Genomic DNA, 16,793 nt, shown 5'->3' with positions numbered 1-16,793 from the left:
GCCGGACGGCAGAATAATAGAAGTCCCCCCAGGGATGACCTCGACCCCTTACGGAGCGCGCAATGCAGACTTTGTACCCGCAGATCAAACCTCACGCCCGGCACGATCTGGCCGTCGATGAAACTCACACGCTGTATGTCGACGAAAGCGGTTCACCGGAAGGTTTGCCGGTGGTGTTCATCCACGGCGGCCCCGGCGCCGGGTGTGATGCCCAGAGCCGCCGGTACTTCGATCCGAATCTGTACCGCATCGTGACGTTCGACCAGCGCGGTTGCGGTCGCTCCACGCCCCACGCCAGCCTCGAAAACAACACCACTTGGGATCTGGTCGCCGACCTTGAGCGGATTCGCAAACACCTGGGCATCGAAAAATGGGTGCTGTTTGGCGGTTCCTGGGGTTCGACCCTCGCGCTGGCCTACGCGCAAACCCATCCGGAGCGTGTGCACGGTCTGATTCTGCGTGGGATTTTTCTCTGCCGCCCGCAGGAAATCGAGTGGTTTTACCAATGTGGCGCCAGCCGTCTGTTCCCCGATTACTGGCAGGACTACGTCGCGCCGATTCCACTGGACGAGCGCGGCGACTTGCTCAGCGCTTTCCACAAGCGCCTGACCGGCAACGATCAGATCGCCCAGATGCACGCAGCCAAGGCCTGGTCCACTTGGGAAGGCCGAACCGCGACCTTGCGTCCGAATCCGCTGGTAGTCGATCGCTTCTCCGAGCCCCAACGTGCGTTGTCGATCGCGCGCATCGAATGTCACTACTTCACCAACAATGCGTTCCTTGAACCGAACCAACTGATTCGCGACATGGGCAAGATCGCCCATTTGCCAGGCGTGATCGTCCACGGTCGTTATGACGTGATCTGCCCACTGGACAACGCCTGGGAACTGCATCAAGCCTGGCCGAACAGCGAACTCCAGGTGATCCGCGACGCTGGCCACGCGGCGTCCGAGCCGGGTATTACCGATGCGCTGGTACGGGCCGCCAGCCAGATGGCTCGCCGCTTGCTCGACCTGCCGCCCGAAGAAGCATGAAGGGCCTGCTGCAACGCGTGCGTGGCGCGCGAGTCGAGGTAGCGGGAGAGGTGGTGGGGGCGGTCGATCAGGGTTTGCTGGTGCTGGTGGCGGTCGAACCGGAGGATACTCGTGCCAGCGCCGACAAACTTCTGCATAAACTGCTTAACTATCGGGTATTCAGTGACGCCGAGGGCAAGATGAATCTGTCTTTGGCGGAGGTGGGCGGTGGGTTGCTGCTGGTCTCGCAGTTCACCCTGGCCGCTGACACCAAGAGCGGGTTGCGCCCGAGTTTCTCGACCGCTGCCCCTCCGGCCCTGGGCGAGGAGCTATTCGACTATCTATTAACCAAAGCGAAACAGGTGCATGGCACTGTGGCATCAGGTAGATTCGGCGCGGATATGCAGGTGCACCTGGTCAACGATGGCCCGGTCACCTTCCTTTTACAGACGTGAAAGCCCTTGAAACATGTTTTTCAGGGCTTTTCGACTGATAACAGGGGTTTTTCGCGATAAATACTTTGTTACCCCTGATGCGTTGTAACGCGGCCTACTAGATAATCGCGCGCTACGGGGATCAGCGTTCGTTGGTCCATTTTGACTTAGGTAGAGACTTGTCCGGGACCTGTTGGGGAATCATTTAGCCCCATAGGAGTCGGAACAATGCTCGCCAACCTGGCATATAGATAGCTGGCCGTTGGTTTTTTGATCTGTTTTCGGCGAGGGTTGCTCGTGATTGTTAGTCCCTGTAATGCACCAAATATGACTGCCAAACGGTTCCGAAGCGCTCTGGTAGCGGGCTCTGCACTGCTCTGCCTGCTCAGCGCCGGCCAGCTGTGGGCATTCAATCTGGATGATGTATCGGTCAAGGCAAAAGAGCTGGCCGGTCAAAAATACGAAGCCCCGCGCAGTAACCTGCCGAACGAATTCCGCGAAATGAAATTCGCGGACTATCAAAAAATTCGTTTCCGCACTGAAAAAGCCGAATGGGCCGATCAGAAGACCCCGTTCAAGCTTTCGTTCTATCACCAGGGCATGCATTTCGATACGCCGGTGAAAATCAACGAAATCACGGCCAACACCGTCGAAGAGATCAAATACGACCCAAGTCGTTTCGATTTCGGCGATGTCAAGTTCGATCCTAAAGCCACCGAACAACTGGGTTATGCCGGTTTCCGCGTGCTTTACCCGATCAACAAGGCCGACAAGCAAGACGAAATCATGACCATGCTCGGCGCGAGCTACTTCCGCGTTGTCGGCAAGGGTCACACCTATGGATTGTCCGCTCGCGGCATGGCCATCGATACCGCCTTGCCGTCCGGCGAAGAATTCCCGCGTTTCACCGAATTCTGGATTCAACAGCCAAAACCGGGTGACAAGCACTTGGTGATCTTCGCGCTGCTGGATTCGCCGCGGGCCACCGGTGCTTATCGTCTGACCGTGCGTCCAGGCAGCGACACCGTTGTCGACGTCAAGGCCCAGATGTTCCTGCGTGACAAGGTCACCAAGCTTGGCGTTGCGCCGCTGACCAGCATGTTCCTGTTCGGCGCCAACCAGCCGTCGAAAGTGCTGAATTACCGTCGTGAACTGCACGACTCCAGCGGTCTGTCGATCCATGCCGGCAACGGCGAGTGGATCTGGCGTCCACTGAACAACCCAAAACACCTGGCCGTGAGCAACTTCTCGATCGAGAACCCGCGTGGTTTCGGCCTGCTGCAACGTGGTCGCGACTTCAGCCACTACGAAGACCTCGACGACCGCTATGACAAGCGCCCAAGTGCCTGGATCGAGCCAAAAGGCGATTGGGGCAAGGGTTCCGTCGATCTGGTAGAGATTCCGACTGCCGACGAAACCAACGACAATATCGTTGCCTTCTGGAGCCCGGAAACACTGCCTGAGCCTGGCCAGCCGCTGGACGTCGCTTATCGCATGCACTGGACCATCGACGAAGCCGCTCTTCACGCACCGGACAGCGCCTGGGTCCAACAGACCCTGCGCTCCACGGGCGACGTGAAACAGTCGAACCTGATCCGTCAGCCGGATGGCAGCGTTGCCTATCTGGTGGACTTTGAAGGTCCGTCCCTGGCGGCACTGCCGGAAACGGCGGACGTTCGCAGCCAGGTCAGCGTTGGCGACAACGCCGAGCTGGTCGAGAATAGCGTGCGCTACAACCCTGAAACCAAGGGCTGGCGCTTGACTCTGCGGATGAAGATCAAGGATCCGGGCAAGTCCACCGAGATGCGTGCTGCACTGGTTCAGAGCATTGTGACTGCCGATCTCGCGAAGTCTTCGGTTCCAGCGTCCAATTCTTCTGTTGCCAAGGCTGACAAGGTGGCTGCCAAGCAAGCGGAAAAAGTGGACAAGGAAGCGAAAGCGGCCGAGGCCAAGCAGGCCGAAGCCAAGCCGGCCGCCGATACCAAGGACAAGGACAACAAAGACGCCAAGCAGCCTGTTGCTGCGGACGCGGTCCCAGCCACACCGGAATCGTCCTCGACTGAAGAAGTCCTGACCGAGACCTGGAGCTACCAGTTGCCTGCCGATGAGTAATTCTCAAGTAATGCCAGAGCCTCTTGCCGAGTATCTGGCGCATTTACCGATGACCGACCAGCAGCGCGCGGAACTCGCGGGCTGCCAGTCCTTCAGCGAGTTGCACCAGCGTCTGTCGTCTTCGACGTTCGACGCACCGACCGAGGCTGCACAAGCCTCGGTGGGCCGTCGCTTGACCCTGAACACCGCTGAAGAGCTGCAAGAGGCGGAAATGCTGGTGCTCGACGCCAGTGGCCGGGTTTGCCTCAAGGCAACCCCGCCGATCCGTCGGACCAAAGTCGTGCCGGAACCGTGGCGCACCAACATTCTGGTGCGTGGCTGGCGGCGTCTGACCGGTCGCACCAATCCGCCGGCCCCGCCGAAGGACGAGAACGTGCTGCCGGCGGCCCGCTGGCGCACCGTCGGTTCGATCCGGCGTTACATTCTGCTGGTCCTGATGCTCGGCCAGACCATCGTCGCTGGCTGGTACATGAAAGGCATCATGCCGTACCAGGGCTGGTCGTTCGTCGACCTGAACGAAGTCTTGCATCAACCGATCCTGCAAACCGTCACGCAAGTGCTGCCGTATGCGCTGCAAACCAGCATCCTGATTCTGTTCGGGATTCTGTTCTGCTGGGTTTCGGCCGGTTTCTGGACAGCGCTGATGGGCTTCCTCGAGTTGCTCACCGGTCACGATAAATACCGCATCTCCGGTAAAAGTGCTGGCAATGAGCCTATCGCCAAGGACGCGCGCACCGCACTGGTGATGCCGATCTGCAACGAAGACGTGCCGCGCGTGTTTGCCGGTTTGCGGGCGACGTTCGAGTCGGTTGCGGCCACGGGTGACCTGGATCGCTTCGACTTCTTTGTCCTCAGCGACAGTAACGACGCGGACATCTGCGTTGCCGAGCAGCAAGCCTGGCTGGATGTTTGCCGGGAAGCCAAGGGCTTCGGAAAGATCTTCTACCGTCGCCGTCGCCGCCGCGTCAAACGCAAAAGCGGCAACCTCGACGACTTCTGCCGTCGCTGGGGCGGTGACTACAAGTACATGGTTGTTCTCGACGCGGACTCCGTGATGAGTGGCGACTGTCTGACCAGCCTGGTGCGCTTGATGGAAGCCACGCCGGACGCCGGGATTATCCAGACAGCGCCGCGTGCGTCAGGCATGGACACACTGTATGCGCGCATGCAGCAGTTCGCGACCCGCGTATACGGCCCGCTGTTTACCGCTGGCCTGCACTTCTGGCAGTTGGGCGAATCCCACTATTGGGGCCACAACGCGATCATCCGCATGAAGCCGTTCATCGAGCACTGCGCCCTGGCACCGTTGCCGGGTAAAGGTGCTTTCGCCGGTGCGATTCTGTCCCATGACTTCGTCGAAGCTGCGCTGATGCGCCGTGCCGGCTGGGGCGTGTGGATTGCCTACGACTTGCCGGGCAGTTACGAAGAGCTGCCACCGAACCTGCTGGACGAACTCAAGCGTGACCGTCGCTGGTGCCACGGCAACCTGATGAACTTCCGTCTGTTCCTGGTCAAAGGCATGCACCCGGTTCACCGTGCGGTGTTCCTGACTGGTGTGATGTCTTACCTGTCAGCGCCGTTGTGGTTCTTCTTCCTCGTGCTGTCGACGGCGCTGCTGGCGGTTAACACCTTGATGGAACCGCAGTACTTCCTTGAGCCGCGTCAGCTCTATCCGTTGTGGCCTCAATGGCACCCGGACAAGGCGATTGCGCTGTTCTCGACGACGATCGTGCTGCTGTTCCTGCCGAAGCTGTTGAGCATCCTCCTGATCTGGGCCAAAGGTGCGAAAGAGTTCGGTGGCAAGTTCAAGGTGACGATGTCGATGCTGCTGGAGGTACTGTTCTCCATGCTGCTGGCGCCGGTGCGGATGATTTTCCACACCCGTTTCGTACTCGCCGCATTCCTCGGCTGGGCCGCGACCTGGAACTCGCCACAACGTGACGACGATTCCACGCCATGGAGCGAAGCGGTCAAGCGCCACGGTCCGCAAACCTTGCTGGGCTTCTTCTGGGCCTTGCTGGTGATCTGGCTGAACCCGAGCTTCCTGTGGTGGCTGGTGCCAATCGTCGGTTCGTTGATGCTGTCGATTCCGGTGTCGGTGATTTCCAGCCGTGTCGGCCTGGGCCTCAAGTCCCGTGACGAAAGCCTGTTCCTGATCCCTGAGGAATACAATCCGCCGCAGGCGTTGCTGGCAACCGATCAGTACACCCACGAAAACCGTTGGCATGCACTGAACGACGGCTTCATCCGCGCGGTGGTCGATCCACAGCAGAACGCTTTGGCGTGCTCGCTGGCGACTTCGCGTCACGGTGTGGCGGAGCCGATCGAATGGTTGCGGATCGAACGGGTGCGTCACGCCTTGAAAGTCGGGCCTGAAGGCCTGAACAACAATGAGCGTGTGCAACTGCTGAGCGACCCGGTGGCATTGGCGCGCTTGCATGAGCAGATCTGGAATGAAAGCCACCCCGAGTGGCTGGCAGCCTGGCGCAAATCGGTGAAAGCCGATCCCCATGCACCGCTGTTACCGCTCAAACCACTGAGTGCGCAGCCTCAGTTGGCATAACAAAAAGCCCCGCGAAAGCGTAATGCTGTTCACTTAAGTATTTGAGTCCAAGCCGGGCTTATCCGAAAATCCGATGCCAGACCTCTGGCATCGGATTTTTTATGTCTGTTCAACAAGATCTGCTCGACCTCGGCGACCTTTTCAACTTCTGCGACCTGAGCACCTTCACCCAAAACATTCCCATCGAGTGGGTAGCGTCTGCGCTGGATCTTTCCAGTCAGGCGACCATTCGCCGACGTCGCCTGCCCGCTGACCAAGTGCTCTGGTTGGTACTCGGCATGGCCTTGTTTCGTGACGAGCCGGTTCATGAGGTGGCCAGACGATTGAACATCTGCGCTCAAGGCCTGGCCACCGACCACTTGTTGGCCCGCAGTGGTGTGACCGAGGCGCGCAAGCGACTCGGTGCCGATCCTGTTGAGTGGTTATTCCGCAAGACCGGGACCCAATGGGGCGCGGAGCGCTATGACGATGATACCTGGCATGATCTGCAGGTATTCGCGGTGGACGGTGCACTTTTGCGTACTCCGGATACGCCCGAGCTTCGAGATCACTTCGGGTCGGGAAACACTCCAAGCGACCGCCAGACGCCGTTTCCGATGCTGCGCTTGGTGGCCCTGATGAATGTGCGTTCGCACGTGATCATGGATGCTCAATTGAGCCCTTATCGACGCAGTGAAATGCGCTTGGCCGACGAATTTTTGCAGCAGATACCCGACCACTCGGTGACGCTGTTCGACAAAGGTTTTTGGGGTGCCGAGCTGCTGTCGAGCCTGAGCGGAGCAGGCATCAACCGTCATTGGTTGATCCCGGCAAAAAAGGGACTGGTCTGCGAGGAAGTGGCCCGTTACAGCCAGCACGACAGGTTAGTGCGTATGAAAGTCTCACCGCAGGCCAGAAAGCGAAACCCGGTTCTTCCAACGCACTGGGAAGTACGCGAAGTCAGTTATGAAATCAAAGGCAAGGTGAAGACCGTCATGACGTCGTTGCCGGCCAAGACCTACAACACTCAAGCCGTTGCCAAACTTTACCAAGAGCGTTGGGAAATCGAATTGGGCTTCAGGGACATCAAGAGTTCGATGCAACAGAACGCAATGACCTTGCGCAGCAAAAAAGTCGAGCTGATCTATCAGGAAGTGTGGGGGCTATTGCTGGCTTATAACGTGATTCGTCGAGAGGCCAGTCAGGCGGCGGTGGCGTTTGGCCGACCACCCTCGGACATCCGTTTCAAACCCGTTTGTCAGTACATCGCCGTGCAACTGATCGTGATGGCGGCGGCTAATCCGATTTCAGCCACAGGAAGACGCTTGGCTGAGTTGAGAGCAGGGATAGGAGGATTGTTTCTGGATCACCGCCCAAGGCCTTCGAGACCAAGGACGGTGAAAATTTCGAAAACCCGATTTCCAGTGGACCGTAAGGCTGCTCCGCTTAAGTGAACAGCATTACCGCGAAAGCGGGGTTTTTTTGTCCCGGGCTGCATTCCCACGCATGAGCGCGGGAACAATCAAAAAGTGCTGGACGTGATGAAAACCCTGGCCGTGGAAGGCATGACCATGGTCTGCGTCACCCACGAAATGGGCTTCGCGCGGGAAGTGGCGGATCGGGTGTTGTTCTTCGATCACGGCAAATTGCTGGAAGATGCCTCGCCGTTCGAGTTCTTTGATGCGCCGAAGGATCCGCGGGCGCGGGCCTTCTTGCGGCAGGTCCTCTAACTGCGACGACCTTGCGGCCGCCATCGCGGGCAAGCCCGCTCCCACATTGATCGGTGGTGAACACAAGATTTTGTTTGACGCATATCCCTGTGGGAGCGGGCTTGCCCGCGATGGCATCACCTCGGTTCAAAGCGAACCGAGATCACCACATCACCTCAAACCTTGAACCTGCCCACCAGCATCTGCAGATGCGTCCCCAACCGCGCCAGCTCAACGCTGGAGGCCGCAGTCTCTTCACTGGCTGCCGAGGTCTGCTCGGACACGTCGCGCACGTTCAGCACGCTACGGTTGATCTCCTCGGCCACTGCGGTTTGCTGCTCGGCAGCGGCGGCGATCTGCTGGTTCATCGACTGAATCGCCGACACGGTGCGGGTGATGCTTTCCAGCGAGCTGCCGGCGCGGCGGGTCAGTTCGACGCTGCTATCGGTCAGGCTGCGGCTGTTGTCCATGATGGTTGCCACTTGCTGGGTGCCGGTTTGCAGGCCGACGATCAGCTCTTCGATTTCCTCGGTGGACTTCTGGGTGCGCTGAGCCAGGCTGCGGACTTCGTCGGCGACCACCGCAAAACCACGTCCCGCCTCACCGGCACGTGCGGCTTCAATCGCAGCGTTGAGCGCCAGCAGGTTGGTTTGCTGGGCCACGGATTTGATCACGTCGAGCACGCTGCCGATCTTGTCGCTCTCGCGTTTTAGATCGCCCATGGCTGCGGTGGAATTGCCGACTTCGAGGGCCAGGCGTTCAATCTGGGCGATGGCTTCACCGACCACTTTGTCGCCTTCGCGGGCCTGTTGATCGGCGGCGACGGCGGCTTCAGAGGCTTCTTCGGCGTTACGCGCGACTTCCTGCACGGTGGCGGTCATTTCGTTCATCGCGGTGGCCACCTGGTCGGTCTCGACCTTCTGGCTGTTGACCCCGGCGCTGGTCTGCTCGGTGACGGCCGACAACTCTTCGGCAGCACTGGCGATTTGCGTGACGCCGTCGCTGATGCCGCCGATCAGTTCGCGCAGGCCCAGGGTCATGCTCTGCATGGAGCGCTGGAGCTGGCCCAATTCGTCGCGACGCTCGGAAACAAGGTTTTGCGTCAGGTCGCCAGCCGCCACGCGCTCGGCGACTTTGAGGGTCTGGTTCAACGGGATCACGATCTGGCGAGTGATCGCCCATGCCGCCAGCAAGCCAAACGCCAGGGCCAGAACAGTGGCCATCAGCAGCAGGTTCTTGGCGTGCGCAGCGTCGGTGTCCCGGACGATGGTTTGCGACACGGTGAGTTTTTTGCTGACGTCGAGCAGGATCTGGCCTTGCTCGGCCATGCGCTTGAGGGCGGCGGCGCTGGCAACCTGCGAGTCGCGGTACTGGCTGACAGCGGCGCGGTAGGCTTTGAGCGAATCAGTGGCCTGTTGCAGGTTGGCGATGTGCTGTTCCGGCAGTTTGGCCGGCAGGCTTTCGAGGTTCTTCAAGGCGTTGTCGATGGCGTCCAGCGCAGGCTGCTCGGCCTCGGTCTTGCCGCTGTAGGTGTAGCCGCGAACCTGGAAGCGGGCCTGCTGAATCAGCTTGCTCAGGTCGATCACGCTGTTGAAGTCGGCGACGCTGTCGCCTTGCAGCATGGATTTTTCGACTTCAGCGACGCGGGCCACTGCGTTGTCGGCGGTAGCACCCAGTTTGCTGCGGGCGTCTTCGCGATTGGCGCCGGCCTGGGTCATCGCGATGAAGGCTTGTTTGTATTGGCTGACGGCGGCCAGTTGCTGGTCGATCATCGCCACGTCAGACGGCTGTTCGATCAATTTACGGGCGGTTTGCAGACCGGCGTCGAGTTGGCTCAGCAGGTCGTTGACGGCGGCCGGGCCTTGTTCACCCCGGCGCATTTCGTAGTCCAGACGGGCCAGGCGCAGGTCTTTGGTCAGGTCGTTGAGGCTGGCGATGAACCCGAGCTTGTCGCCACGGCTCATCACGCCAGTCAGGCCGGTCCAGCCTGTAAAAGTGATCAGCAACGTTAACAGCAGCACCAGACCGAAGCCGATCCCCAGTTTGCGATTGACGCTTACGTTTCCCAGATTCTCGGCTAGCCAACGGTACATGCTGCTACTCCCTCGGACCACTAATTGGTTTTATGGGAACTGTATCGGCAGGCGACCATGAATCTATAGGCGTACACATTAGCTGGGACGACGAATTTCCCTGTGGGAGCGAGCCTGCTCGCGATAGCGGACTGCCAGTTACCCATGTGTTGACTGACCCACCGCTATCGCGAGCAGGCTCGCTCCCACAGGTTCTGTGTTTGGATGGGGTTAGAACAGGCGGGCGAGCAGTGCGGTTACGGCGGTTTCGACGCGCAGGATGCGCTCGCCCAGTTGTACCGGTTGCAGACCGGACTTGGCCAACAAGTCGATTTCGTAAGGGATCCAGCCGCCTTCGGGGCCGATGGCCAGGGTCACCGGTTCGTCCAGGCCGCGGGGGCAGGGCGGGTAGTTGCCGGGGTGGCCGACCAGACCGAGGGTGCCTTCGGTAATGGATGGCAGACGGTCTTCGACGAACGGCTTGAAGCGTTTCTCGATGACGATTTCCGGCAGTACGCTGTCCCGGGCCTGTTCCAGGCCGAGGATCAGTTGCTCGCGAATCGCCTCTGGCTCCAGAAACGGCGTTTGCCAGAAGCTCTTCTCGACGCGATAGCTGTTCACCAGAATGATTCGTGGCACACCCATGGCCGCCACGGTCTGAAACACCCTGCGCAGCATTTTCGGCCGTGGCAGGGCCAATATCAGCGTCAGTGGCAGCTTGGCCGGAGGCGGCTGGTCGAGGGAGACGCGCAGTTCGGCTTCATCGGCGTCCAGACGCAGCACTTCGGCCGAGCCCATCAGCCCGCCGATACGCCCGACGCGCATGCTGTCACCCACCTCGCAACGATGAACTTCCTGCATGTGCGTCAACCGGCGATCACGCAGGATCACTCGGTCGGCCGCAATGAAATCGGCATCGATGAGGAGCAGCAGGTTCACGGCTGGGTCGCTGGCGGCTGGTCGTTGTGATCGTCAGCCGGCTGGTCGTCCGGGTGTTCGCCGCGCTTGCTGATCAGGCCGCCGAACAGGATGCCGATTTCAAACAGCAGCCACATCGGTACGGCTAGCAGCGTCTGCGAGAAGATGTCCGGTGGCGTCAGGATCATGCCGACCACGAAGCAGCCGATGATCACGTACGGACGGATTTTCTTCAGGTATTTGACGTCGACCACGCCGATCCACACCAGCAGCACCACGGCCACCGGGATCTCGAACGCCACGCCGAACGCGAAGAACAGCGTCATGACGAAGTCGAGGTAGCTGCTGATGTCGGTCATCATTTCCACACCGGCCGGGGTGGCGGCGGCGAAGAATTTGAAGATCAGCGGGAACACCAGGTAATAGGCGAAGGCCATGCCGGCGTAGAACAGCATGATGCTCGATACCAGCAACGGCACAGCGATGCGTTTTTCATGTTTGTACAGGCCCGGCGCGATGAAGCCCCAGATCTGATGCAGGATCACCGGGATCGCCAGGAACAGCGACACCATCATGGTCAGCTTCAGCGGTGTCAGGAACGGCGACGACACGTCAGTGGCGATCATCGTCGCGCCCACTGGCAGATACTGGCGCAGCGGCGTCGAGACGAATGTGTAGATCTGCTGGGTGAAGGCGAACAACCCGGCGAAGATGATGAAGATCGCCGCTACGCAACGCAGCAGGCGGGTACGCAACTCGGTGAGGTGCGAAACCAGCGGCATGTGCTGGTCGTTTTCAGGAAGATCGCTCATGGGGCTCGCGGCGCCAGTGTTGGGTCATGAGGGGCCGGCGCAACAGGCGCAGCCGCAGGCGTCGTGGCAGGTGCAACCGGTGGCGTTGCAACAACGGGCGCAGGCTCGGTGGCCGCTACAACAGGTGCAGGCACGGCGGCAGGAGCATGAATCGTCTGCTCCGCGACCGGTTCAACCGGCGGAACCGGAGTGGCTTCCTGCTGAGTCGGCGTGAAAATCTTCCGCGCCTCCTGCTCCAGCGACAGAATGTGCTCGTTGTGCAGTTGCCGACGAATTTCGTCGGCACCGATTTCACGTTCAACTTCCTGCTTGATCGCGTTGAAGCTGCGCTTCAGACGACCGACCCACAGGCCGGCGGTGCGCGCAGCACCCGGCAGACGCTCGGGACCCAGCACCAGCAGGGCGACGAGGCCGACGAGCAGCAGTTCAGAGAAGCTGATACCAAACATTAGTCAGTGCTCACACGTCTTTGCGGATCGGCTCTTCGACTTTTTGCGCCTGCACGTCGATGGTGTGCGGTTGGTTCACGGACTGCTGTGGCTGAACCGGTGGCACCGGTTGTGCTGGAGTAACAGTCGGATCGGCCGGTTTTTCGTCGTCGTTCATGGCTTTCTTGAAGCCCTTGATCGACTCGCCCACATCAGTGCCGAGGTTTTTCAGTTTCTTGGTGCCGAACACCAAAACGACAACAACCAGAATGACGATCCAGTGTTTCCAGTCAAAAATGCCCATGTTGCTGCTCCTCTCTAATAGTTGTTCAGGCGGACGGGCGCGAGGCTTTCTCGGCGTGTCCGGACAGACCGAAACGACGGTCCAGTTCATCGAGTACAGCCTGTGGATGCTGGCCCAGTTGGGCGAGCATGACCATGCTGTGGAACCACAGATCGGCGGTCTCGTAGATCACATCGCTGCAGTCGCCGCTGATGGCGGCGTCCTTGGCGGCAATGATGGTTTCGACCGACTCTTCGCCGACTTTTTCCAGAATCTTGTTCAAGCCCTTGTGGTACAGGCTGGCGACATACGAGCTGTCGGCGGCGGCGCCTTTGCGCTCTTCCAGCACCTCGGCCAGACGGGTCAGAGTGTCACTCATGGGTGTGTCCTGCGGAATAAATGGCGTGCGGATCTTTCAGAACCGGGTCGACGGTTTTCCAGTCGCCGTTCTCGAAGACGCGGTAGAAGCAGCTCTGACGGCCGGTATGGCAGGCGATGTCGCCGATCTGCTCGACCATCAGGATGATCACGTCGGCGTCACAGTCCAGGCGCATCTCATGCAATGTTTGCACGTGGCCGGACTCTTCGCCCTTGCGCCACAACTTGCCACGGGAACGTGACCAGTAAATGGCACGGTTCTCGGCAGCGCTCAGTTCCAGTGCTTCGCGGTTCATCCAGGCCATCATCAGGACGCGCCCGGTCTTGTGATCCTGGGCAATCGCCGGCACCAGGCCGTCTGCGTCCCACTTGATCTCGTCCAGCCAGTTTTTCATCTTCGATTCCCGAGGAGCAGCAGCAAGCTTCGAGCTTCAAGCCACAAGTAAAAGCCAATCTGCATCGTTCTTTCGTATTGTGTAGCGGTACCTACCTACAGCCATAAACCAAAAGTGAGCGCTACGAACATCGCTTGAAGCTTGGAGCTTATCGCTTACAGCTCAATCCGGCTATCGGCGAACGACCAGATACAAACCGACGGCCACCATGATTCCGGCCGGCCAGTGACCCAGTTCGTTCAACGGTCCGCCTACCGCGAGTATGGTGCCGCCGGCCAGATGCGCGGTGCCGAGCAGTCGCAGGAACCAGTCGTCCTTGCGCTTGTGCCAGGGTGGCGGCGGATCGTTGGCATGGGGCTGGGACATGCGTTCGAGCAGGTCACGGGCCATGTTGGCCAGGTGCGGAATCTGTTCGAACTGGCTCTGCACGTTGCCGAGCAAGGCTTTGGGGCTGACGCGTTCGCGCATCCAGCGTTCGAGGAACGGCTGCGCGGTGTTCCACAAATCCAGATCCGGGTACAGCTGACGGCCCAGGCCTTCGATGTTCAACAAGGTTTTTTGCAGCAACACGAGCTGCGGCTGCACTTCCATGTTGAAGCGTCGAGCGGTCTGGAACAGGCGCATCAGCACCTGACCGAATGAAATATCTTTTAACGGTTTTTCGAAGATCGGCTCGCACACGGTGCGGATCGCCGCTTCGAATTCATTGAGTTTGGTTTCCGCCGGTACCCAGCCCGAATCGATGTGCAATTGAGCCACACGCCGATAGTCACGCTTGAAGAACGCGAACAGGTTGCGCGCCAGGTAATCCTGATCTTCCGGGGTCAGGCTGCCGACGATGCCGCAGTCGATCGCAATGTATTGCGGGCTCCACGGGTTCACGGTGCTGACGAAGATGTTGCCAGGGTGCATGTCGGCGTGGAAGAAACTGTCGCGGAACACCTGGGTGAAGAAGATTTCCACCCCGCGTTCGGCGAGCATTTTCATGTCGGTGCGCTGGTCGGCCAGGGTCGCGAGGTCGGTGACCTGAATCCCGTAGATACGCTCCATCACCAGCACTTTCGGCCGGCACCAGTCCCAATAGACTTGCGGTACGTACAGCAGCGGCGAGCCGTCAAAGTTGCGCTTCAACTGACTCGCGTTGGCCGCTTCACGCAGCAGGTCGAGTTCGTCGTAGATGGTTTTTTCGTAGTCCAGGACCACGTCCACCGGGTGCAGCAGGCGTGCGTCGGCAGAGAGCTTTTCAGCGGCGCGGGCCAGAATGAACAGCCACGCCAGGTCCTGGGCGATGATCGGTTTCAGTCCTGGGCGGATCACCTTGACCACCACTTCTTCGCCGGTTTTCAGCTGCGCGGCATGCACCTGCGCCACCGAGGCCGAGGCCAGCGGTTCGACGTCGAAACGGCTGAACACTTCACTGATCTTTTTGCCGAGTTGCTCTTCGATCAGGTTGACCGACACCTGTGAGTCGAACGGCGGCACGCGGTCCTGCAGCTTCATCAGCTCATCGGCGATGTCTTCGGGCAACAGGTCGCGGCGAGTGGACAGGATCTGCCCGAACTTGATGAAAATCGGTCCCAGGTCCTGCAACGCCAGGCGCAATCGCGCGCCGCGGCTCAGGTCCAGCGTCTTGCGCGGAAACCAGCGCCACGGCAAGGCGTAGCGCAGCGCCAGGAGAAACCAGGGCAATGGCAGGGCGAACAGCAGGTCATCGAGGCGGTAGCGAATCACAACGCGCTGGATGCGCAACAAACGGCGGACGGCAAGCAGCTTCATGCGTTATCGCTTGGGTCGAGGGATCGGGAAAGGCGCTCGAAACGCGCCTCGAGACGTTCCAGATCGAGCTTGATCTGGTCCAGTTCACTGAAACGGGCTTCGGCTTCGCGCTGACCGACGAGGGTGCGCGATTCTTCGGCCAGGTATTCGCCAAGATTCTGATTCAGGCTGGCGAACCCTTGCTGATACCAGCGTGCGCGACTGCGCAGGTGACCGCCGAGCAGTTGCGTGGCGACCGGGCCCAGCCAGCGCGAGAGTTCGTACTCCCAGTCCAGCTCAAGGTCCTGAAGGATCGCCGCCAGTTCCAGCAGCACGCCGCTGTCGCCGTCGAGTTCGACTTCAGGAGCATGCAGGACCGAAGTCTTGTCCTTGCTCATCGCCAGTTTCAACAGGCTTGAGGCCGGTGCGCGCAAGGTGCAGTCGGCACCGGTTTCCCAGTGGGATGCCAGCATCAGGCCTTCGTCGCTGGGCAGGATGAATACTTGCAGCGCCGGGCTGCGGCAGTCGACGGCAATCACTCTGCCGCTCAAATGCGCCAGCCGCGGCAACGCCGTGCTGTCGAGGCGCAGCACCCGGTTCAGACCGAGTTCAACGCTGGCGAGCAGGCCGGCCAGCAACATCAGGGTTTGATGCCGCGGTGCAGGGCAACGATGCCTGCGGTCATGTTGTGGTAGGTCACGCGGTCGAAACCGGCCTCGACCATCATCGACTTCAGGGTTTCCTGATTCGGGTGCATGCGGATCGATTCGGCCAGGTAGCGATAACTTTCCGAGTCGTTGGTGATCAGCTTGCCCATCAACGGCATGAAGGCGAACGAGTAGGCGTCGTAGGCTTTGGACATCAGCGCGTTGGTCGGTTTGGAGAATTCCAGCACCAGCAAACGCCCGCCCGGCTTCAGCACCCGCAGCATCGAACGCAGGGCGTCTTCTTTATGCGTCACGTTGCGCAGACCGAAGGCGATGGTCACGCAGTCGAAATGGTTGTCCGGGAACGGCAGCTTTTCAGCGTCGGCCTGAACGAACTCGACGTTGCCGGCCACACCCAAGTCCAGCAGGCGGTCACGACCGACCTTGAGCATGGATTCGTTGATGTCGGCCAACACCACCTGGCCGGTCGGGCCAACGAGGTGCGAGAACTTCTTGGTCAGGTCGCCAGTGCCGCCGGCGATGTCCAGCACGCGATTACCGGTGCGAACACCCGACAGCTCGATCGCAAAACGCTTCCACAAACGGTGCATGCCGCCCGACAGGAGGTCGTTCATCAAGTCGTACTTGGCGGCTACCGAGTGGAAAACCTCAGCGACTTTTTCCGCTTTCTGGCTTTCCGGAACGTTTTTGAAGCCGAAGTGAGTGGTGGGTTCGGCATCGCTGCCTTTGCGCTGATCAGTCATATCGCTGTCACCAAAAGAGAATGCGGGACATTCTAATCCCGGTGGCCTGCTTTGTCTTGGCAAGGCTGCAGGTAAGATAGGCAACCACCGGGACGTTTTGCCGCAGCAGCGGTCAAGATGCTTCAGGAAAGCATTCATAAAGCAGGAGTCATTCGATGGCCCGTATTAGTGTTGAACGTGCCCACGGCCTGGGCAAAGAAGCGGCCCGCGAGAAGGCCGATCAGTTGGCGCAGAAGCTGTCCGATCAATATGGCCTGGAGCCGCAGTGGTCCGGCGACACCCTGAATCTCAAACGCTCCGGCGTTAAAGGTGCGGTGCATGTGAGCGAGGATTCGATCAAGGTCGATGTCGAACTGGGCCTGATGATGTCGGCCATGAGCGGCATGATCAAAGCGGAAATCGAAAAGGCGTTGGATAAAGCGCTGGTCTGATTTTCGAGTCGAACTACATCCCCTGTGGGAGCCAGCCTGCTGGCGATGGCGGTGCATCAGTCAACATTGATGTTGATGGATCAATCGCTATCGCCAGCAG

General features: G+C 59.8%; 16 protein-coding genes and 2 pseudogenes. 7 read left to right on the top strand and 11 right to left on the bottom strand.

Translation table 11 applies throughout. The features are described 5' to 3' along the window. The first annotated feature begins 62 nt into the window (after positions 1 to 62). The 6 genes and pseudogenes from pip to ACYZT6_RS24230 form a co-directional block, all read left to right on the top strand. Positions 63 to 1,034, top strand: coding sequence for a prolyl aminopeptidase (pip, locus tag ACYZT6_RS24255; RefSeq protein WP_462028942.1), 972 nt, complete (start codon positions 63 to 65; stop codon positions 1,032 to 1,034). Continuing rightward, on the top strand, positions 1,031 to 1,468 hold the full coding sequence (dtd, locus tag ACYZT6_RS24250) for a D-aminoacyl-tRNA deacylase (RefSeq protein ID WP_462028941.1): 438 nt from the start codon (positions 1,031 to 1,033) through the stop codon (positions 1,466 to 1,468). The genes pip and dtd overlap by 4 nt, the downstream gene beginning before the upstream one ends. Before the next feature lie 276 nt (positions 1,469 to 1,744). After that, the gene (locus ACYZT6_RS24245; RefSeq protein WP_462028940.1) at positions 1,745 to 3,559 is read left to right on the top strand and encodes a glucan biosynthesis protein G; all 1,815 of its coding nucleotides are present in this window, start codon (positions 1,745 to 1,747) and stop codon (positions 3,557 to 3,559) included. Beyond that, positions 3,552 to 6,122: a glucans biosynthesis glucosyltransferase MdoH gene (gene mdoH / locus ACYZT6_RS24240; RefSeq protein ID WP_462028939.1), complete on the top strand. Its 2,571-nt coding sequence runs from the start codon at positions 3,552 to 3,554 to the stop codon at positions 6,120 to 6,122. Before ACYZT6_RS24245 ends, mdoH begins: the two co-directional genes overlap by 8 nt. A gap of 101 nt (positions 6,123 to 6,223) precedes the next feature. Next, positions 6,224 to 7,555: an IS4 family transposase gene (locus ACYZT6_RS24235; protein ID WP_462027613.1), complete on the top strand. Its 1,332-nt coding sequence runs from the start codon at positions 6,224 to 6,226 to the stop codon at positions 7,553 to 7,555. A gap of 72 nt (positions 7,556 to 7,627) precedes the next feature. Continuing rightward, positions 7,628 to 7,831: pseudogene (locus ACYZT6_RS24230) on the top strand (peptide ABC transporter ATP-binding protein); the annotation flags it as partial. 155 nt (positions 7,832 to 7,986) lie between these two features. Here the strand turns inward: ACYZT6_RS24230 and ACYZT6_RS24225 are convergent. From ACYZT6_RS24225 to ubiE, 11 genes and pseudogenes are all read right to left on the bottom strand, one after another. Further along, positions 7,987 to 8,700, bottom strand: coding sequence for a methyl-accepting chemotaxis protein (locus ACYZT6_RS24225; RefSeq protein WP_370654427.1), 714 nt, complete (start codon positions 8,698 to 8,700; stop codon positions 7,987 to 7,989). 144 nt (positions 8,701 to 8,844) lie between these two features. Beyond that, positions 8,845 to 9,903: pseudogene (locus ACYZT6_RS24220) on the bottom strand (methyl-accepting chemotaxis protein); the annotation flags it as partial. A gap of 210 nt (positions 9,904 to 10,113) precedes the next feature. Then, complete coding sequence (locus ACYZT6_RS24215; RefSeq protein WP_462028938.1) at positions 10,114 to 10,821, bottom strand: 16S rRNA (uracil(1498)-N(3))-methyltransferase; 708 nt, start codon at positions 10,819 to 10,821, stop codon at positions 10,114 to 10,116. Continuing rightward, positions 10,818 to 11,612, bottom strand: coding sequence for a twin-arginine translocase subunit TatC (tatC, locus tag ACYZT6_RS24210; protein WP_131061476.1), 795 nt, complete (start codon positions 11,610 to 11,612; stop codon positions 10,818 to 10,820). The genes ACYZT6_RS24215 and tatC overlap by 4 nt, the downstream gene beginning before the upstream one ends. Next, on the bottom strand, positions 11,609 to 12,061 hold the full coding sequence (tatB, locus tag ACYZT6_RS24205) for a Sec-independent protein translocase protein TatB (RefSeq protein ID WP_462028937.1): 453 nt from the start codon (positions 12,059 to 12,061) through the stop codon (positions 11,609 to 11,611). The genes tatC and tatB overlap by 4 nt, the downstream gene beginning before the upstream one ends. Before the next feature lie 10 nt (positions 12,062 to 12,071). Next, positions 12,072 to 12,344: a twin-arginine translocase TatA/TatE family subunit gene (locus ACYZT6_RS24200; protein WP_150763379.1), complete on the bottom strand. Its 273-nt coding sequence runs from the start codon at positions 12,342 to 12,344 to the stop codon at positions 12,072 to 12,074. 25 nt (positions 12,345 to 12,369) lie between these two features. Continuing rightward, on the bottom strand, positions 12,370 to 12,702 hold the full coding sequence (locus tag ACYZT6_RS24195) for a phosphoribosyl-ATP diphosphatase (protein WP_008047820.1): 333 nt from the start codon (positions 12,700 to 12,702) through the stop codon (positions 12,370 to 12,372). Further along, on the bottom strand, positions 12,695 to 13,096 hold the full coding sequence (hisI, locus tag ACYZT6_RS24190) for a phosphoribosyl-AMP cyclohydrolase (RefSeq protein ID WP_054054645.1): 402 nt from the start codon (positions 13,094 to 13,096) through the stop codon (positions 12,695 to 12,697). Before hisI ends, ACYZT6_RS24195 begins: the two co-directional genes overlap by 8 nt. 171 nt (positions 13,097 to 13,267) lie before the next feature. After that, on the bottom strand, positions 13,268 to 14,872 hold the full coding sequence (ubiB, locus tag ACYZT6_RS24185; protein ID WP_462028936.1) for a ubiquinone biosynthesis regulatory protein kinase UbiB: 1,605 nt from the start codon (positions 14,870 to 14,872) through the stop codon (positions 13,268 to 13,270). Further along, on the bottom strand, positions 14,869 to 15,492 hold the full coding sequence (locus ACYZT6_RS24180; RefSeq protein WP_436274945.1) for a ubiquinone biosynthesis accessory factor UbiJ: 624 nt from the start codon (positions 15,490 to 15,492) through the stop codon (positions 14,869 to 14,871). Before ACYZT6_RS24180 ends, ubiB begins: the two co-directional genes overlap by 4 nt. Then, positions 15,492 to 16,262, bottom strand: a complete 771-nt coding sequence (gene ubiE, locus ACYZT6_RS24175; protein WP_007948968.1) for a bifunctional demethylmenaquinone methyltransferase/2-methoxy-6-polyprenyl-1,4-benzoquinol methylase UbiE — start codon at positions 16,260 to 16,262, stop codon at positions 15,492 to 15,494. The genes ACYZT6_RS24180 and ubiE overlap by 1 nt, the downstream gene beginning before the upstream one ends. Before the next feature lie 155 nt (positions 16,263 to 16,417). Here ubiE and ACYZT6_RS24170 point away from each other — a divergent pair, with 155 nt between their 5' ends. Next, on the top strand, positions 16,418 to 16,693 hold the full coding sequence (locus ACYZT6_RS24170) for a polyhydroxyalkanoic acid system family protein (protein ID WP_462028935.1): 276 nt from the start codon (positions 16,418 to 16,420) through the stop codon (positions 16,691 to 16,693). Positions 16,694 to 16,793: the final 100 nt, after the last annotated feature.

Source organism: Pseudomonas sp. RT6P73 (assembly GCF_054897715.1).
This window is presented reverse-complemented; position numbering and strand designations above follow the sequence as displayed.